This window comes from Limosilactobacillus difficilis (assembly GCF_947387495.1).
GTDB classification, from domain to species: domain Bacteria; phylum Bacillota; class Bacilli; order Lactobacillales; family Lactobacillaceae; genus Limosilactobacillus; species Limosilactobacillus difficilis.
The window spans coordinates 17,758-35,747 of the sequence record NZ_CANDNU010000016.1; the positions used below are offsets into that span (position 1 = coordinate 17,758).

17 protein-coding genes are annotated in these 17,990 nt (G+C 50.0%); all 17 read right to left on the bottom strand.

The window, feature by feature from the left end:
• Positions 1–23: 23 nt before the first annotated feature.
• Positions 24–1,451, bottom strand: coding sequence for an Asp-tRNA(Asn)/Glu-tRNA(Gln) amidotransferase subunit GatB (gene gatB, locus QOR82_RS04645; protein ID WP_283583606.1), 1,428 nt, complete (start codon positions 1,449–1,451; stop codon positions 24–26).
• Between the two features lies 1 nt (position 1,452).
• Entirely contained in the window at positions 1,453–2,922 is a 1,470-nt protein-coding gene (gene gatA, locus QOR82_RS04650; protein WP_283583607.1) for an Asp-tRNA(Asn)/Glu-tRNA(Gln) amidotransferase subunit GatA, read from the bottom strand.
• The gene (gene gatC, locus QOR82_RS04655; RefSeq protein WP_283583608.1) at positions 2,922–3,239 is read right to left on the bottom strand and encodes an Asp-tRNA(Asn)/Glu-tRNA(Gln) amidotransferase subunit GatC; all 318 of its coding nucleotides are present in this window, start codon (positions 3,237–3,239) and stop codon (positions 2,922–2,924) included. Before gatC ends, gatA begins: the two co-directional genes overlap by 1 nt.
• 87 nt (positions 3,240–3,326) lie before the next feature.
• Positions 3,327–4,421 carry a CamS family sex pheromone protein gene (locus QOR82_RS04660; RefSeq protein WP_283583623.1) on the bottom strand — a complete coding sequence of 365 codons (1,095 nt, stop codon included), beginning with the start codon at positions 4,419–4,421 and terminating at the stop codon, positions 3,327–3,329.
• A gap of 30 nt (positions 4,422–4,451) precedes the next feature.
• Positions 4,452–6,506 carry an NAD-dependent DNA ligase LigA gene (gene ligA, locus QOR82_RS04665; RefSeq protein ID WP_283583609.1) on the bottom strand — a complete coding sequence of 685 codons (2,055 nt, stop codon included), beginning with the start codon at positions 6,504–6,506 and terminating at the stop codon, positions 4,452–4,454.
• Between the two features lie 16 nt (positions 6,507–6,522).
• A complete protein-coding gene (gene pcrA, locus QOR82_RS04670) occupies positions 6,523–8,823 on the bottom strand; it encodes a DNA helicase PcrA (RefSeq protein WP_283583610.1) in 2,301 nt (766 codons plus the stop codon).
• A gap of 134 nt (positions 8,824–8,957) precedes the next feature.
• Entirely contained in the window at positions 8,958–10,190 is a 1,233-nt protein-coding gene (locus QOR82_RS04675) for an ATP-grasp domain-containing protein (RefSeq protein ID WP_283583611.1), read from the bottom strand.
• Between the two features lie 5 nt (positions 10,191–10,195).
• Positions 10,196–10,777: a xanthine phosphoribosyltransferase gene (locus QOR82_RS04680; RefSeq protein ID WP_283583612.1), complete on the bottom strand. Its 582-nt coding sequence runs from the start codon at positions 10,775–10,777 to the stop codon at positions 10,196–10,198.
• Between the two features lie 10 nt (positions 10,778–10,787).
• Positions 10,788–11,414: a glycoside hydrolase family 73 protein gene (locus tag QOR82_RS04685; protein ID WP_283583613.1), complete on the bottom strand. Its 627-nt coding sequence runs from the start codon at positions 11,412–11,414 to the stop codon at positions 10,788–10,790.
• A gap of 105 nt (positions 11,415–11,519) precedes the next feature.
• Positions 11,520–12,710 (bottom strand): PrsW family glutamic-type intramembrane protease, encoded by a 1,191-nt coding sequence (locus QOR82_RS04690; protein WP_283583614.1) that lies wholly within the window; start codon positions 12,708–12,710, stop codon positions 11,520–11,522.
• A 1-nt stretch (position 12,711) separates the two neighbouring features.
• Complete coding sequence (locus QOR82_RS04695) at positions 12,712–13,464, bottom strand: zinc ribbon domain-containing protein (RefSeq protein ID WP_283583615.1); 753 nt, start codon at positions 13,462–13,464, stop codon at positions 12,712–12,714.
• Between the two features lie 172 nt (positions 13,465–13,636).
• Positions 13,637–14,032 (bottom strand): 30S ribosomal protein S9, encoded by a 396-nt coding sequence (gene rpsI / locus QOR82_RS04700; RefSeq protein ID WP_283583616.1) that lies wholly within the window; start codon positions 14,030–14,032, stop codon positions 13,637–13,639.
• Between the two features lie 15 nt (positions 14,033–14,047).
• Positions 14,048–14,494 (bottom strand): 50S ribosomal protein L13, encoded by a 447-nt coding sequence (gene rplM / locus QOR82_RS04705; protein ID WP_283583617.1) that lies wholly within the window; start codon positions 14,492–14,494, stop codon positions 14,048–14,050.
• A gap of 114 nt (positions 14,495–14,608) precedes the next feature.
• The gene (gene truA / locus QOR82_RS04710) at positions 14,609–15,364 is read right to left on the bottom strand and encodes a tRNA pseudouridine(38-40) synthase TruA (protein WP_283583618.1); all 756 of its coding nucleotides are present in this window, start codon (positions 15,362–15,364) and stop codon (positions 14,609–14,611) included.
• A 15-nt stretch (positions 15,365–15,379) separates the two neighbouring features.
• Positions 15,380–16,183, bottom strand: a complete 804-nt coding sequence (locus QOR82_RS04715) for an energy-coupling factor transporter transmembrane component T family protein (protein WP_283583619.1) — start codon at positions 16,181–16,183, stop codon at positions 15,380–15,382.
• Positions 16,180–17,046, bottom strand: coding sequence for an energy-coupling factor transporter ATPase (locus QOR82_RS04720; protein ID WP_283583620.1), 867 nt, complete (start codon positions 17,044–17,046; stop codon positions 16,180–16,182). Before QOR82_RS04720 ends, QOR82_RS04715 begins: the two co-directional genes overlap by 4 nt.
• Positions 17,019–17,858, bottom strand: a complete 840-nt coding sequence (locus tag QOR82_RS04725; RefSeq protein ID WP_283583621.1) for an energy-coupling factor transporter ATPase — start codon at positions 17,856–17,858, stop codon at positions 17,019–17,021. The genes QOR82_RS04720 and QOR82_RS04725 overlap by 28 nt, the downstream gene beginning before the upstream one ends.
• Positions 17,859–17,990: the final 132 nt, after the last annotated feature.

Consider the following 17,990-nt stretch of genomic DNA (forward strand, 5'->3'; position numbering starts at 1 on the left):
TCCGCTGTATTGATTGCTATGAACTAACGGGCGTTCAGTGACTTCATCAGCAACTTGTTGGCAACGCCTGGGTTGGCCTTGCCACGGGTGGCCTTCATCACTTGACCCATCAAGAAGCCAACGGCCCGGGTCTTCCCGTTCTTGTAGTCATCGATCGATTGCTGGTTCTTATCCAGAACATCATCGACAATTGGCTGCAATTGAGCCGGATCTGACAACTGGATCAGGCCGTGAGCCTTGGCATATTCAGCTGGTTCTTCGCCTTCCAAGATTCCCTTGAAGACCTTCTTCGCCATCTTGGTTGAAATAGTTCCGTCTTGAATCAGCTTGAGCATCCCGGCTAAGTGATCAGGAGTCAGTTTCGTCTCTGGTAAGTCGATGTGATTATCGTTCAAATAGGAATTCACGTCGTTCATCAGGTAGTTGGCTACCCGCTTCGGATCGCCGCCGTCCTTAACAGTTTCGTCAAAGAAGTCGGACATTTCCTTGGTCTGGGTCAAAACCTTGGCGTCGTAATCGGACAGACCGAGTTGGTTGACATAGCGGTCACGCCGGGCACCCGGCATTTCGGGCATTTCAGCGTCGACTTCTTTGATCCAGTCATCGCTGACGGTCAGTGGCGGCAAGTCTGGTTCAGGGAAGTAGCGATAGTCGTCACTGCCTTCCTTGCTCCGCATCGAGGCCGTTTCCCCAGTTGCTTCGACAAAACGCCGCGTTTCCTGGACGATTTGGCCACCGGACATCAGAACCCGCTGGTGACGCTTGATTTCATATTCCAGCGTCCGCTTGACAAAGTTAAAGGAGTTCAGGTTCTTGATTTCGGAACGAACCCCTAACTGGTCAGAGCCGTAAGGACGCACGGAAATATTGACGTCACAACGCATCGATCCTTCTTCCATCTTCACGTCAGAAATTCCGGTAAATTGGATGCGTTGCCGCAGCGCTTCCAGGTAAGCCACTGCTTCGTCCGGAGAAGACATTTCCGGCTTCGACACGATTTCGATCAGTGGTGTCCCCTGCCGGTTTAGGTCAACATAGGAAAAACCGTTTGGACTGTGGGTGTTCTTCCCGGCATCTTCTTCGATGTGCAGTTCTTCGATGCCGACCTTTTTCTTCTTGCCGTCAACTTCGATTTCGATCCAGCCATCGTGGCCGATTGGCGTGTCCTTCTGGGTGATTTGGTAGGCCTTCGGGTTGTCTGGGTAGAAGTAGTTCTTCCGATCAAAATGCATGTGATGACGTACCTGTCCGTGAAGAGCCAACGTCGCCATGATGCCATCACGGACGACGCCCTTGTTCAGTGTTGGCAGTGTCCCAGGGTAACCCCAGTCGATCACGTTGATATTCGTGTTGGCCTGGTCGCCATATTCAACGGCCGCCGGGCTATAAATCTTGGAGTTTGTCTTCAGTTCAACGTGGACTTCAAGACCGATCGTAGTTTCAAAATTCATCTTAGTTCTGACCTCCTAACTGCGGATGTTGCTTGTGGAAGTCGGTCGTCTGTTCAAAGACGTAACCTGCCTTGTAAACCGTCTTTTCATCAAACATCTTCCCGATAATCTGCAGACCCACTGGCAAACCTTCACTGAAGCCAGCTGGTACTGACATTGCCGGTACCCCGGCCATATTAACCGGAACCGTCAGAATATCATTCATGTACATCTTCCGCGGATCCTCAGTTTCGGAACCGATCTTGAAGGCCGGATGAGCTCCCGTCGGGCCGATGATCAAGTCATAATCCTTGAAGACATTGATGAAGTCGTTGGTGATCAGGCGACGAATCTTGGCTGCTTGCAGGAAGTAAGCATCGTAGGAACCAGCGGAGAGAGAAAAAGTCCCCAGCATAATCCGGCGCTTAACTTCGGCCCCGAAGCCTTCGGAACGAGATTTGACATAAACGTCTTCCAGGTTTTTGACGTCCTTGGCCCGGAAGCCATAACGAATACCGTCGTAACGCTGGAGGTTCGATGAAGCTTCCGAAGGTGCCAGGATGTAGTAAGCTGGAACCCCGTACTTCGTGTTCGGCATCGAAACTTCGTCTACGCTGGCACCGAGTGATTCGAAATGCTTGACCGCATCCATGATCACTTTGCGAACCCCGGCGTCGACATCATCACTCATGTATTCCTTTGGCACCGCGATTTTAAGTCCCTTAACGTCAGCACTGTCGTTCAGTTCGGCTGCAAAGTCCGGCACTTCACGATCAGACGTCGTCATATCATGCTTATCCTGACCTGAAATTATGCTCATCAAGGTCGCGTTGTCCTTGACGTTCTGAGTCAGCCAACCAACCTGGTCAAAACTAGAGGCAAAAGCAATCACGCCCCACCGGGAAACCCGGCCGTAAGTTGGCTTCATACCGACGATGCCGTTAAAGGAAGCTGGCATCCGAATCGAACCACCAGTGTCTGTCCCGAGAGCACCCAGCACTTCGCCCGCCGCAACTGAAGCAGCAGAGCCGCCAGAAGAACCACCTGGCACCCGCGTCAGATCCCAAGGATTGCTCGTCGTCTGGAAAGCGGAATTTTCGGTGGAAGAACCCATCGCAAATTCGTCCAAGTTGGTCTTGCCGACGTTGATGAAGTGATGCTGATTTAGCTTAGCCACAACCGTTGCGTCATAAACGGGGTTGAAGTTTTCCAAAATCTTGGAAGCAGCCGTCGTCGTCAGGCCCTTGGTCAGGATGTTATCCTTCACGGCCAACGGCATCCCTGCAATGACGTCATCAGCTGGAACCCCTTCTTTATCCAGAGCTGCTGCTTCTTTCAAAGCGGCGTCTTCGTTCAGGTGCAGGTAAGCCTTTAAATCTTTTTCATGGGCCTTGATGTTGGTCAGGGTCTCCTTAGTCAGCTCGGTGACGCTGATCCTCTTATTAACCAGATCGTTGTGGACCTGGGTCAGGTTAGTATCGTAGAAGTTCATTATTCGCCGTCCTCGCTTTCGTCAATGATTGCCGGAACCTTGATCAAGCCATTTTCAGTATCCGGAGCGTTGTCCAAAATTGCTTGGCGCTCGTCCTTACTAATGTGTTCAGCCTTGTCATCACGCAGGACCGTGTCCATATCAGTTGGACTAATCATTGGTTCAACGTCTTTGACATCCTTGGACTGCAATTCAGAAAACATGTCCATAATGTTGCCCAGTTGTCCAGTGATCTTAGACAGCTCATTTTTATCAAACTCAAGTTTGGCAAGTGATGCTACGTGTTCAACCGCTTGCTCATCGAGTTGGTTTGCCATTGTAGAACCCTCTTCCGTTTTAATTACGTATGCCTTAATATTTTACCACAAAACACGAAAAGACTGAGGATCCTCAGTCTTTTTTCATTAGTACGACGTCAAAACGTGCGTCTGGAATTTATTAGAGCCAGAGTTTCGGAAAACCAGTGCCTGCATCTCAGAATCCGACTGAATGCGAATATCAATCGGGATCCCGTTCGGCAGATACTTGTTAGCGGCTTGGGCAATGTACTGACTGAAGCTCTGAATTTCAGTTTCGGAGTAGAACTGGGTCGTGACGGTGATATGCATTCCCGCCAAGTTGCCGTTTTCGTACTTTGCTTGGGCCGTTACCCCACTGATGTTCGGGAAGAAACTCTGAACCTGGCTCTTGAAGTTAGAGAAGTTGTCACTATCGCTTTCGTTCGACTGATTCTCCGTATTCGTCGAACTAGACTTCGGCATCACAGTGGTCTTCTCACTCAGCTTATGCCAAGTCCCGATCGAATTGCCACTAGCTCGCGTGTATTCAAAGAAATTGCCACCGACCAAACTATCGTTGGGGGCCTGCTTGTACAGGGCAATCACAATTGGGATGTTCTTGCATCCCGGCTTTTTCCGCATCCGCTGCAAAACCTTGGCCGCAGCTTGTTCACCCTGCTGCTTAACTTCCGCGTCGCTGATGTTCCGGGAATATTGGGGACCGTTTGTCGTCTTTCGGTAGTAGTAGACAGAGTTGACCCCAATCCCGATTGTCATCCCTCGCAAAGACAAGGAGCTACCATTTTGCTTCATATAGTCCTGCTCCTCAATCTGCTGGATGTAGGTCGGGTTTGGATTGGAAGAAGAACCCTTAACCGGGTTCAGCCCACTCGGATTTTTGGCAGATTTACGTCCCAGCCAATCTTCCGTAGTGGCCGTCGTGAGCTTTTGCCCTTCCTGGAAGACGTAGGTTCGCGGCGAAAAGACCCGCTTGGAAACATCAGTCAAGCCGCTTTCGAAGCTCTTCAAATTGTATTGGTTTTCGCTATTTTGATTGACGTTCACCCCACGGGACTTGCTGACCTTGTAGTGACCGTGTTCAATCACCCCTTGGTAATTGCGGCCGCCGCCACCCGTGGTGGTGTAATTACTGTTACTGCTACTAGTCTTGTGATGGAAACCACACGCACTCAGGCTGACAGTACAAGCCAGCGCAAGCATCGCAAGTGCTACTTTTTTCCATTTCACGATTTAATGTTCCTCCTCTATTTCCCGGGAAAACTTGTCTTCGTCCCACACGGTGATGCCGAGCTTTTGAGCCTTGGTCAATTTACTGCCGGCCTTTTCACCCGCAATCAGCAAGTCCGTTTTCTTCGAAACACTGCCTGTTACCTTAGCACCATGCGCAGTTAACCAGTCCGTTGCCTGACGTCGCGTCATCTTGGCCAATGTTCCAGTGAGTACAACCCGCCGGCCATTCCAAGGACTATCACCAGCCTGGGCTGCTACTTCCGCGGAACGCTGACCAAGGTAATCCATGTTAACCCCAACTTGCTTCAGCTTGTTGATCAAAGCATCAACCTCGTTATTGGCAAAATAAGTGGCAACACTATCACCGATGGTCGGGCCAATGTTGTCAACGGCCGCAATTTCATTAGCATTAGCAGTCATCACCGCATCAAGAGAACCGAAGTGCTCAGCCAAAAGCTGAGCGGCCTTGGCGCCAACATGCCGAATACCAAGCCCGAATAATAAACGTTCTACAGAATTATGACGACTATTGTCGATTGATGTCAATAAGTTAGTCGCCGATTTCTCCCCAAATTTATCTAAAGTTAATAATTGGTCATGACTCAACTGGTAGAGATCGGCAAAATCGTGAATCAAACTCTTTTCCCAAAGCTGGTTGATGATTTTCGGCCCCAGCCCGTCGATGTTCATCGCATTACGCGAAGCAAAGTGAGCTAGCCCCTCTTTGATCTGAGCTGGACACATCGGGTTAATGCAGCGAAGGGCAACCTCATCATCCAAGTGAACAAGGGTCGAACCACAAACTGGACATTGGGTTGGGATCCGGTAAGGCTGACTGTCCGCCGGCCGCTTAGTCTTGTCTACCCGCGAGATCTCAGGAATAATGTCGCCAGCTTTGTGCAGGTAAACGGTGTCCCCAATTCGAATGTCCTTGTCTTGCAAGTAATCTGGGTTGTGAAGGGAAGCCCGACTCACTGTCGTTCCAGCCAGTTGCACTGGATCCATCACCGCAGTGGGGGTGACATTACCGGTTCGCCCAACCGTCCACTCGATTTGGTGCACAATCGTTGCTTGTTCTTCCGGTGGAAACTTATAAGCAATTTCCCAGCGTGGCACCTTGACCGTAGCGCCGAGAGCGTCTTGCGTGGCAAGATCATTGACTTTTTCTACGATCCCATCGATGCCATAAGGTAATTGATCCCGTTTGGCCGTGTATTCGGTGATGTATTGCTGGATATCATCTTTGCTGCGCACCACCCGGTTAGTCGGGTTGACGCTAAAGCCGAGTTCGCGCATCCGTTGGAGGGCTTCGTCCTGGGTCGTCACGCCCAATTTACGCCATTCAGGCACGTAATACATGAAAGTCGCTAATTGACGCCGCCCAGTAATTCGAGAATCCAACTGGCGCAAACTGCCGGCAGCCGCATTGCGGGGATTAGCAAAGACCGGGTCCCCGGCAGCTTCACGCTTTTCGTTTAGCTTGGCAAAAGCCTGTTTAGGCATGTAGCACTCACCACGAAATTCCAATGACAATGGTTCAGGCAGGACCTTGGGAACGTCCTTGATCAGCTGAACGTTTTTAGTCACATCTTCGCCGATCTCGCCGTTGCCCCGCGTTGACGCCTGGATTAATTTGCCGTTTTCATAAACCACAGACAAGGAGAGCCCATCGATCTTCAATTCGAGGTTATAAGCCGGCTCTTCCTCCGTCATCTGGTCGTTATCCTGCTGCCGCTTGTTGAAATCGAACAGTTCGTCGGCCGAGAAAACATCCCCCATCGACAACATCGGAATTGTATGGCTGACCTTGGGCAAGTTTCCGTTGGTCTGCCCCCCAACTCGCTGGGTTGGCGAATCTGGCGTCACCAGAGCAGGAAAGCGCTGCTCAATATCAACCAGCCGCTGATAAGCACGATCGTAAACAAAATCCTCTACACTTGGGTTGTCTTGTTCGTAATATTCCCGACCCCACTGGCTAATTTGCTGCCGGAGAGGGCCAATTTCGTCCTTCGCTTCCGCTAAAGTTAACTGATCGACTGCTTTTGGTTCTGCCATCCTTGCTGCCTCCTAATCATTGATTGACTTTTTTAATCGGCGCAAACTCAGCGAGCAGTTTCTTAACACCCTGCTGAGGAAAGGCGATATCTAATTCCATGTTTTTACCACTACCAGCAACTGCAACCACAGTTCCTTCACCCCACTTCTTGTGGGCCACCTTGTCGCCCGTCTTCCAGCTGACCTTTTCGGCCCCGTTGCTGCCGGCTGCTTTGGCGACTGTGTGGGTGCTGTGCTGGCTGCCAGAACGCGCTGAGCGGCGTTCGTGATAAGTTTTTGCCGTTGCTGCCTGCTTATCAAATGGTGTTTTCATGAAATCAGACTGGCGACTGACGCCGTTTTCAAAGTCAAGCAAACTATCATCAATTTCCTCGACAAAGCGGGACGGCTGGTTGCGCTGCACCCGTCCATAAAGCATCCGACTGTAAGAATTGGTCAAGTAAAGCTTCCGCTTGGCTCGGGTGATACCGACATAAGCCAAGCGGCGTTCTTCCTCGAGTTGGTCTTCTTCCAACAAGGCCCGAGATAAAGGAAAAATGCCATCTTCCATCCCAATCATGAAGACAATCGGAAATTCGAGGCCCTTGGCAGCGTGGATCGTCATCAGGGTTACGGCTGGATCATTGTCATCAACGTCATCCTGATCAGAAACCAAAGCCAACTGAGCCAGAAAGTCGGTCAGCCTCGTCAAGCCAGCGCCATTCTCATCAGTTTGATCATCATCTTCATTTTCGTGCTGCTTATCATATTCTTGAGTCACGGAAAGGAATTCATCCAGGTTTTCCTGGCGGGTTTGATTTTCCAGGTTATCATTAGCTTTCAGTGCTTTACTATAACCACTCCGCTCGAGCACTTGCTTAGTCAGCTCCGTCACGTTTAAATAATCAGCCTGCTTTTGCAGGTCGGTGATCAACTGGGCAAATTCGCCGAGGTGGCGTTTGGCTGCCGCACTCACGTTGTTAGCCATGTCAACGTTGATCGCCGCCTGCAGCATCGAATACTGATTGTCATTAGCAAATTCCCGCAAGTGGTCAATCGTCTTGAGACCGATCCCCCGCTTGGGTTCGTTGACAACCCGCTGAAAACTCATCGAATCAGCTGGATTGACGATCAAGGTCAGGTAGGCGAGCACATCCCGAATTTCCTTCCGATCGTAAAACTTGTGGCCGCCAACCATTTGGTAAGGCACGCTTGACTTGAGGAAGGTATCTTCAATTGCCCGCGACTGGGCGTTGGTCCGATAGAGTACGGCAAAATCATGGTATTGCAAGTGATCGGCCCGCATTTGCTGGCGAATCTGGGCGACCACGTATTGGGCCTCATCATGTTCGTTTTGAGCCCGGTAATAAGTGATCTTCTCACCTTTCCCGTTATCAGTCCACAACTTCTTCTTTTTCCGGTCAAGGTTGTTGACAATTACTTCATTAGCCGCGTCCAGGATCGTCTGGGTCGAACGATAATTCTGTTCTAGCAAAACGACATGGGCGTCTCGGTAATCCTTCTCAAAGTTGCGAATATTCTGGATATTAGCTCCCCGCCAGCCATAAATCGATTGGTCGGCATCCCCAACGACACACAGGTTGTGGTGTGGTGTATCCGCCAGCATATGCACTAACTGGTACTGTGCATCATTAGTATCTTGATATTCGTCAACGTGGATGTACTGAAACTTGCGCTGGTAGAAGTCTAAAGTAGCCGGTTCCTGATGGAAAAGTTCGATAGTCTTCATGATCAAATCATCAAAGTCCAGGGCCTGGTTAGCTTCCAATTGCCGTTGGTAGTTGGTATAGACTTTGCTGATCATTTCTTTTTTCAGGCCCGTCGCGTGAGCAGCGTAGTCCTTTGGCGTCAGCATCGCATTCTTAGCGTTTGAGATAGCACTCAAGATGCTGCGGGGATCGAAACGCTTCGTGTCGATATTGAGTTCAGCACAGATCTGCTTGATCAACGTCCGCTGTTCCCCAGAATCTGCAATGGTAAAGGCGCGGTTGTAACCCAACTTGTCAATGTCACGCCGCAAAATCCGAACACACAGCGCGTGGAAGGTCGAAACCCAAATATCACGAGCATTTTCTCCCAGCAATTTGCCGACCCGCTCCCGCATTTCAGTTGCCGCTTTATTGGTAAAAGTGATGGCCAGGATGTTCCACGGATTAACATCCTTTTCCTCAATCAAGTAAGCCACCCGGTGCGTTAGGACCCGCGTCTTGCCTGAGCCAGCACCCGCTAAAACCAGGAGGGGCCCTTCCGTCGTTTTGACGGCCTCAACCTGTTTATCATTTAATCCTTTGAGTAAATCTTGACTACTCACGGTCATTTCCCCTTTTCTTTCAGTCAGCCTTGATTATAACAAATCCTTACTACCTTAATCACAGCAAAGCACTTTCATGCAAGAAGCAACAGGCCCCTAGAGTAACACCCCTAGGGACCTGTTCATTATTTATTTCATCATTAATTTTGATCTGATCCTTGTCCATCGTCACTTTGATCAGCATCACTTTCCGGCAGGTCAATCCGGGGATCACCCGTCAAGGTTTCGCCGCCGTTTTCGGTTGGCAATTCTTTGCTCCAAACCTCGGTGTCATCAACCTGGTTCTGGAGAGCTTCGACGCTATCCATCCCCGTTACCCAAACAAAACCCAGTAAGGAAGTTGGGGCTTTCTTGACATCCATCATGAAGCGGTACTGCCAATTATCCTTGAGCAGCCACTGCCGGTGAATTGCGTCTTCCTGGGCCTTGCGTACAACCATCATCAGTGCTGGCTGCAAGTGGTCGATCTGGTGCATCGGCATCCCCACAACGGTCCGCAGTAATTGTTCATACTGACTGACGTTTGCCGTCTTGTCGAAGACATTGCCAATGGCCGACAAGCCGGGCTGCAATCCTTTGACGTAGAGATTGCCCGTGTCAGTGACGTAGAAATTGACGCTGAAGATCCCGCGGTACTGTAAAGCGGAAGCAACGCTGTGCATAATCCGCTGCATCTCTTTGAGCATGTCGTCATCGACCGCGGCCGACGTCTTGACCTCAATTAACTTTCGTTGGCCGTCTAACACCAATTCAGCCAGCGGGTAAGTGGTCACTTTTTCACCATCCGTGGAAGCGACCATGGTGTATTCACTAGTGTGGTCGATCCATGATTCCAGCAAGTAGGTACCGGCATCAATGAAGTCAGCAGCTCGCGAAATATCAGTTTGCCGGTTGATTCGCATCGAGCGCTCGCCCAGGCCGCGCTGAATCGGCTTTAAAAGGGCTGGGTAGCCGATCGAGTCGATCGATTGGTAAACATCGTCGAGGCTAATCACCGTAACGTACGGGGCCACGTTAACGTTGATTTGGTCGAGAAAAGCCCGCTCCATCAGCCGGTCCTGAACAATTTCTAGGGCGTTAACCCCTTGCGGAACGGCAGTGAACTTAGCGAGGTACTTCAGCACAATGGCATCCACCTGGGTCGTTGCGTAAATCACCGCGTCAACGTTTTCCCCGAATTCGTGCAACTTGGCCTTCTCCCGATAATTGGCTACGATCGTAAAATCAGCCTGGTGCGTCACGGCTGGCATTGGCCGATCGACATAAACCCCAACGTTATAGCCAGCCTGCTTACATGCCGAAATCAGAGCCGAACCATTGAAGTCAATCCCGATAAGGCCCAAAGTAGCTCCGGGATAAATTGGTTTCTCCATTGTCATCATGCTTCCCCCTCTTCAAAACTAACTTTGCCGCCCGCTAAGGACTTGATTTTTGCCAGCGATTCCACCCGAACGCCAGCCTGACGCAATTCTTTGCCACCAGGTTGGAAGCTCTTTTCAATCACAATCCCGGCGCCGACTACCTGAACGCCTGCCTGTGCGGCAATTTCCATCATGCCGTTAACAGCCTGACCGTTCGCCAAGAAATCATCGACCAGCAAAATCTTGTCATGCGGCTGAACAAAACGCTTAGCAATTGAAATGTGGTTGGTTACCTTTTTGGTATATGAGTAGACATCTGCAGTGTAGAGGTCATCTGTCAAAGTGAGACTCTTGTGCTTACGGGCAAAAATCATCGGCACTCCCAAGGCCAGGGCGGTCATCAAAGCCGGTGCAATTCCGGAAGACTCAACGGTCCATACCCGGGTTACCCCCGCGTCTTGAAAACGCCGCGCCAGTTCTTGACCACAGTGCTGCATCAAAACTGGGCTGACCTGGTGATTCAAAAAGCCGTCCACTTTTAAAATATTACCCGGCAAAACTTTGCCAGACTGGCGGATTAAATCGATCAATTCCTGCATAATGAGCCTCCTAGCGATCATACTTGTAAAGTTGGTAAGTCTGAATAACGCTGATTAATTTGTTAGCATAGTCGGGATCAGTGGCATATCCAGCCTGCTGTAACGCCTTGGCAGCCGTTCGGTAGTCACTCGCCGCGGTCACGGCTGAATAGTTATCAGCATTGCCGGTCGTCCCGTCGACCATCAGCCGCGCGTGATCACGGATTGAAGCGTCCCAGGATGGATAAACCTTAAAACGATCGGTAATTATAATCCACCGGCCATTGACGTATTCCTTTGTTGACAGTTCGCGGGAATCAGCACCTGAACCCTTGATGCCAAACAGATTGTGATAGTTCGCAGCCAGTTTACTGCTTCCCCAATCTGACTCCAAGATCGCCTGGGCGATCGTAATCGACGCCAAGACATGGTATTGATTCTGCATCGCCTGGGCCTCCGGCGCAATTTGCTTGATGAATAACTGCTTGGCATTGTCGCGCTTTTCAATGATCTGCTCCTGCTGGTAGTGCTGATAAACTTGATGACCAATATAGACCGCCAAAAAAACGATCAACACCACTAACAGAATAAAGTAAGCCTTGCGATGCCCCTTATTCTTCTTTTTGGGTCGGGTCTGCCTTTTTTTTCTTCGTGCCACCAACTACCTCCGTTAGCAATTACAAAAAAACAGTTTCACTGCTTATTTTAACTCATCATAACGGTGGCAAACAATCTACAGAGCAAAATCATCGTTAGGAATCAATCAGGAATTGCTCTGCGCTTGCTCTGGCGCAGCGTCTGTATCCCCTTGCTTCTTCATTTGCAGCTGAAGGGTCTTGACCTCGCGCAATCCCGCATGGATGAGTACGAAAACGAAGAGCCAGGTAATCACTGCTAAGATGATGTTTTTGATTACACTAGTGTAGATATCCCAATCCCAAAGCATATGAATGACGATTACAGAGAGCAGGAACTTCAAGAAATTAGGCCGCAAAAAGTCTTCCAATTCCAGTTGCTTCGTCTCCTTGGCCATCACCAAAGCAGCGGCTGCGATAGCACACCACTCCGTGTGGTCGGAGATGGAAAACAGCGAACGCACTAAGGCAGCCGTAACCGAAGCCAATTGACCAGTACTATCATCCACCATGTACATGATGTTTTCAAAGGCAGCGAAACCAGAACCGACAGCGGCGCCAATCAGCATTCCGTTAAAGATGTGCTTTGCTCGCATTCGGTAGATAAAATAGCCAGCAACCAGTACCTTGCCAAGTTCCTCAGCAATCCCCGTTATCAAGGCTCCAGTAAAGTTGAGGGCCCCGCTCATCCCCAGGAAACTGTCTAAAATCATGGCAGCAATCAAAGAAAGGGCACCACCGACAAGGGTGATCTTGATCACCTGGTAAAAGCTGATGTTACGATAAACGTTCACTTCAAAAAAGAGGATCAGCGCGGAAACTGGAACTGCTACCGACAAAGCCGCATCCAGTGAAAACGTCACACCAATCCGCGGATTTAATAAAGATAGGACCCAAAGCAGCGCTCCCAGGATCAGAGTGAAGACTAATGCCCGAGAAAACAGCCATGGTTGGACTTGCTCATCCGCCAAATCCGCTAAATCAGGCGTAGTCGTCTTCGTTCCCGCAATAAAAATCTCTTCGGCTTCTGCCTGACTATGGGACTGAAAAACTTGACCGAAAAAGTCCCGCAAAGAGACTTTAACGGCGCCTTGACCACCCGTCCAACTATTAATGCGGGAAGTCGTTGCGTCAACAATCGTGGACTTGCTAGTTTGATTCGGCACCTTCTGACTAACAGTTGATTTAGCGTTCTCGCTGTCCGATTGATCCGCATAGATTTGCGGCAATGGTTGACCGCAGTTCAAGCAGAACTTGGCGTCCCCCTCGTTTTTGGTACCGCAATTTGGACAAAAAATTACCTGTTCGTCTTTGCGCATTTTAAAGCCCCCCAAGTAACAAACCGATGCCGCCACCGAGTAGACCAGCCCCAATCTTTTCGTCCCGGTCTGCCTCTTGGGCTTGTTGCTGTTCTGCCTGCTTTTCCTCCAGATAGCGTTCATGCAGTTGGCGACACTCACTGGTTGTCTGGTAGCGGTGGCTTTCTTTGGTGCCATCATATTCCCACATTAGGCCGCTTCCCCGGTTGGTTTTAGCTGCAATCGCAATTCTCCACGTGCCCAGCGCCCGGCTGTTGACATCATGAGCCAAACCGGACAGTTGGTTTTCCACCCCGAGCCGTCGTGTATCAAAGTGGTTAGCAGCCAAGGAGCGACTATAGTTCTGCAACTGATCCTGGTCGGCGGTCACTACAATTGCGTGCTTACTGAGGTTTGTTGCCACCGTGTAGCCCTTCGCTGATGTAAAGCCGTTGGATACCACCGTCGACTTAACCATCTGAGGCAGGTAGACTTGACGATAGCCGACCACGACTAAAATAATGACAACAATCACCCCGACAAGCCATTTACCATACTTGCTCCTCTTCGTCGACTTGTGCGGCTTTTGCTGGCCGTTCGCCATTGCCTTTTGAGCTGTTCCCTTAGCCTCTTCGGCATCAGACGGCTTAGCTGACTTAGGCGTCGCAGAGCTTGCCGCTTCCCCAGTCTTCTTCTCTGTCAGCTGATAGCCACAGTGCGGGCAAAACTTTGCGCCAGCTTTGAGCTCAGCGCCGCATTTTGGACAAAAACGCATAATAATAAAATCCTCCCAATATTTATTAAATGAATGCCTTTCAAGGCTATAATGAATTTTATAAGTTGTCAATATGCAAAATAAAAACAGGTTGCGGTTAAACCACAACCTGTTATTTGAATTGTTGGTTGGCAAAAGCCGCCAGCCAAACAGCAGTATTAATCCCCAAAGATTAACGCTTACTGAATTGACGAGCTTTCCGGGCTTTCCGCAGACCTGGCTTCTTCCGTTCCTTCATCCGAGGGTCACGAGTCAGCAGGCCGGCCTTCTTCAAGGCGTCACGAAAATCAGGGTCAGCCGCGAGCAATGCCCGAGCAATGCCGTGACGAGTTGCGCCGGCTTGACCAGCAAAGCCACCGCCATTAACGTTAACCAAGACATCGTACTGACCAGATGTCTTCGTAACATCAAATGGTTGGTTGACAATGGCACGAAGGTTAGCAAATGGAATGTAATCTTCGATGGCCTTGCCATTCATCGTAATCTTACCAGAGCCTGGTACCAAACGTACCCGAGCAGTTGAATCCTTACGACGTCCAGTGCCGCTGTATTGTACTTCTTGAGCCATATTTTCCCCTCCTCGTTAAATTAATTTCGTGATGTCAAGCTTTTCAGGCTTTTGAGCTGCGTTGTCGTGTTCTGCACCAGCGTAAACGTGCAACTTCATGCCCATCTTCCGGCCCAGTGGAGTGTGCGGCAGCATACCCTTAACAGCCATTTCAACCATCTTCGTTGGTTGCTTAGCCAGGAAGTCAGCAGCAGTCCGTTCATGGAAGCCACCTGGTTGGTTTGGCGTGTGACGGTAGTACTTCTTGCCCTTCAGCTTGTTACCAGTCAATTTAACTTCAGCAGCGTTGATAATGATAACAAAGTCACCAGTGTCAACGTGAGGGGTGTAGGTTGGCTTGTTCTTGCCACGAAGAATCTTGGCAACAGCAGCTGCCAGACGACCGAGGGCAACGCCTTTGGCATCAACAACGTACCATTTGCGGTCAACTTCACCTGGTTTTGCCATGTATGTCGTTCTCACGATTAGTTCCTCCAATTTTTGTCTTCTTTAACAACCAAATAAGGTTCCGGGGCTTATCAGTGGTCAAAGAATACCAATCACTAGTGTACCCACTTTTCGGCATTCCGTCAACATTTATTCACCATAATCGACATTGACCAGGTATAAGCCGCTAGCCGGTGCCGTCATTCGGGCCTGGTTGCGATCCTTAGCTGCTAAAACCCGTTTGACATCGTCGCTGGGGCGCTGTCTGCTGCCAATTTCTAGTAAAAGAGCTACCATGATGCGCACCTGGTTGTATAGAAAGCCATTGCCGACAAATTCAAAAACCACTTCATTATTAGCCACGTCGCGACGAACAGTTGCCTCATAAATCGTTCGCACGTTACTGTGAGCCTGGCTGCCAGACGCCACAAAACTCGTAAAATCATGCTTCCCAACTAAATCTTGCGCAGCCCGCTGCATCAAATCCACATCAACCGGGTACTTAAAATGAGCTGTGTAGTTGCGTTTAAAGGGATTGACAAATTCGCCCAGGTCCACCCGGTAACGATAACGTTTGCGGTGAGCGGAAAAGCGGGCATGAAAGTCCATACTGACCGGTTCTGCCTTCTTAACCAAAATATCCAGGGGCAAAAGGCTGTTAAGCGCTCGCTGCATCTGCAATCCCGTCAACTGATACGACAAGTCAAAATGAGCCACCTGATTGAGGGCGTGAACGCCAGCATCTGTCCGTCCCGACCCAATAACCGGAATTGCGGGGTCTGGATGCTTGGCAATCTTATTCACCGCGTCCTTCAGAGTTTGCTCGACAGTCCGCTTGTGAGGCTGAATTTGAAAGCCCGAAAAATTAGTCCCGTCGTAGGCAAAAGTAATTTTATAGCGATACACGTTCCATCTCTCCTCTTATAATCCAATCCTGATCAGGACCAGGACAATCGTACAAGCACTCATAGCTATCGCCGCAACTGTATCAGGCCATTGCCATTGGAGCACTCGGTACTTGCTGCGAGACGCATCAGGATCATAACCACGGGCATCCATCGCCGTCGCTAAATCCTCGGCACGCTTAAAAGACGAGACAAAGAGCGGAATTAGGACCGGAATCAGCCGTTTGGCCCGGCTGAAAATGCTGCCAGTGTCAAAATTGGCGCCCCGGGCCCGCTGCGCGTTCATGATCTGCTGCACTTCGTTGACGATGGTCGGAATGAAACGCAAAGCAATTGATAGCATCAGAGCAATCGAATTAACCGGAACGTGCAAATACTTTAGCGGCTGCATTACCGAAGCAACGGCATCGGCCAGTTGGAGCGGTGGTGTGGTTGCTGTCAGCACCGTTGATGAAATGATGATCAGCATGAAGCGTGCAAAAATCAAGCCACATTGCCGAACTCCTCCGCTCGTAATCGCTATCCACCCCCAGTGCCAATAGACGTGACCACCAGAGCTAAAAAGGATCTGTACCGCAATCGTAAACAAGATAATCCACAACATCGGCTTGACGCCGCGCCAGTAAGAAACAAACGGCACCCGTGTTAGTAGCAGCAAAATAAGCAGGAAAAAAGCCAGCCAGAGGTTGGTCCACAGACCATTAGCAAAGAAAACGAGAATAACATACCAGAAGCAGATCATCAGTTTTGCTCGCGGATCAAGACGGTGAATCGGAGAATCGAGCGGAACATAAGAGCCAAAAACAACGCTGTTATTCATCCCTGCTTCCTCCTTAACGTTTCAGCCACTTCACTTGCCAGCTGCTCAATTGTTAACGGCAACGTTTCGGGTAAGGGTAACCCCTTGGCGCGTAGTTGCTGCCCCAACGCGACACTTGCTGGCATTTTTAGATGATTATCGCTAAGCAGCTGCGGCTGTGCAAACAGTTGCTGTGGCGTGCCAAACATCGTCATTTGTCCGTGGTTCATTACCAAGACGTGGTCAGCATAGGCGCCCACCAATTCCATCTGGTGGGTAACCATCAAAATGGTCCGGTGCTGATCGTGCAGCGTTTTAATCAACCGCATCAATTCATCCTGACCGCTGGGATCCAATCCAGCTGTTGGTTCATCCAGGATCAAGGTTTGCGGCCGCATGGCCAAGACCCCGGCAATTGCCACGCGCCGCATTTGACCGCCTGAGAGGTCAAAGGGTGAGCGCTTATAATCTTCCCGTGGAAAATGAACCATCTCCAGTGCTGCAATGGCATCCGTTCGGGCCTCTTTATCCGTGCGTCCTAGATTTTGTGGTCCAAACATCACGTCCTCGAGCACTGTTTCGGCAAAGAGCTGGTTTTCTGGGAATTGAAAGACAAAGCCCGTTTGCTGGCGAAAAGCGGCCATCTCCTTCCTATTAGCGCCGGCCTGGAGTTGCCGCTGACCATTACGGATGCTGCCAGTAGTGGGCGAAAGCAGGCCGTCAAGCAGTTGCATCAACGTCGACTTACCACTCCCCGTATGGCCGATTACTGCCGTCCATGACCCATTGGGGATCGTAACGGAAACATTGCGGAGTGCTTCTACCGCAAAAGGAGTGCCAGCTTGGTAGCTGAAACTTAAATTTGTGAATTGTATTGCCGACACAGCCAGTCCACCATCCTTTGTTCGTTATTGACATCTTCTGGTATTTGAATGCCCCTTGCAATTAATAACTGTTTGAGCTGAAAAACAAAGGGAGGCTTCAAATGTAGTTGCTGTAGCCTGGCAGATTGTGACAAAATCGTCGCCGCTGGTCCTTGTTCTACAAGATGGCCGTCGTTGATCACTACGACGTGATCGGCTAACGAGGCCTCATAAGTATCATGGGTAATGGCGAGGATCGTCAGCTGGCGTTCGCGCTGCAGACGAAGCAGCAAGTCGTCGATCTGTTGACGGCCTTCGGGGTCCAGCATACTGGTCGCTTCATCCAGAATCACCAGTTGGGGTTCCAGAGCTAGGACACCCGCCAGGGCAACTCGCTGCTTTTGTCCTCCTGACAGGTTGGCTGGTTGTTCATCGATAAAGTCGGCCATGCCGACTGTTTGAAGTGAGCGAGCAACTTTTTCCTGCATCGCAGCCCGGCAAACGTTCCGATTTTCCAAACCAAAGGCTACATCTTCACCAACGGTTGTCCCAACAAACTGGTTGTCTGGATTTTGAAAAACAAAGCCGATTTTTCGACGAATTGTGGCCAAATTTTCGTTGTTGAGTGCCAGACCGTCAACGGTAATTGAACCCGCAAGTGGTGCCAAGAGTCCGTCGATCAACCGTGCAATCGTGCTCTTCCCGCTGCCATTGTGGCCAACTAAGGCCGTCCACCGTCCCTTGGGAACAGTGAAGCTAATGCCTTCAACGGCCCTTTTCGGGCTACCTGGATACTGAAAGGCAACGTCTTTTAGTGAAACCAGTGCTTTCATGGTTGCTCACTCCTTCCTCGTTAATAGTTTATAACGAAAAGCCGAAAATTTGGGTGACGAATTGTCAAACTAAGTGCAACGGTTCTTCAAAAAATATCTCAAACGGTGTTTGATAGTTTAATATTTTTCTAG

Bases quoted from the DNA above. Each gene is read 5' to 3' on its own strand.
- gatB (WP_283583606.1), bottom strand. From the start codon at position 1,451: ATGAATTTTGAAACTACGATCGGTCTTGAAGTCCACGTTGAACTGAAG.
- gatA (WP_283583607.1), bottom strand. From the start codon at position 2,922: ATGAACTTCTACGATACTAACCTGACCCAGGTCCACAACGATCTGGTT.
- gatC (WP_283583608.1), bottom strand. From the start codon at position 3,239: ATGGCAAACCAACTCGATGAGCAAGCGGTTGAACACGTAGCATCACTT.
- QOR82_RS04660 (WP_283583623.1), bottom strand. From the start codon at position 4,421: ATGCTTGCGCTGGCTTGTACTGTCAGCCTGAGTGCGTGTGGTTTCCAT.
- ligA (WP_283583609.1), bottom strand. From the start codon at position 6,506: ATGGCAGAACCAAAAGCAGTCGATCAGTTAACTTTAGCGGAAGCGAAG.
- pcrA (WP_283583610.1), bottom strand. From the start codon at position 8,823: ATGACCGTGAGTAGTCAAGATTTACTCAAAGGATTAAATGATAAACAG.
- QOR82_RS04675 (WP_283583611.1), bottom strand. From the start codon at position 10,190: ATGGAGAAACCAATTTATCCCGGAGCTACTTTGGGCCTTATCGGGATT.
- QOR82_RS04680 (WP_283583612.1), bottom strand. From the start codon at position 10,777: ATGCAGGAATTGATCGATTTAATCCGCCAGTCTGGCAAAGTTTTGCCG.
- QOR82_RS04690 (WP_283583614.1), bottom strand. From the start codon at position 12,710: ATGCGCAAAGACGAACAGGTAATTTTTTGTCCAAATTGCGGTACCAAA.
- QOR82_RS04695 (WP_283583615.1), bottom strand. From the start codon at position 13,464: ATGCGTTTTTGTCCAAAATGCGGCGCTGAGCTCAAAGCTGGCGCAAAG.
- rpsI (WP_283583616.1), bottom strand. From the start codon at position 14,032: ATGGCTCAAGAAGTACAATACAGCGGCACTGGACGTCGTAAGGATTCA.
- QOR82_RS04715 (WP_283583619.1), bottom strand. From the start codon at position 16,183: ATGAATAACAGCGTTGTTTTTGGCTCTTATGTTCCGCTCGATTCTCCG.
- QOR82_RS04725 (WP_283583621.1), bottom strand. From the start codon at position 17,858: ATGAAAGCACTGGTTTCACTAAAAGACGTTGCCTTTCAGTATCCAGGT.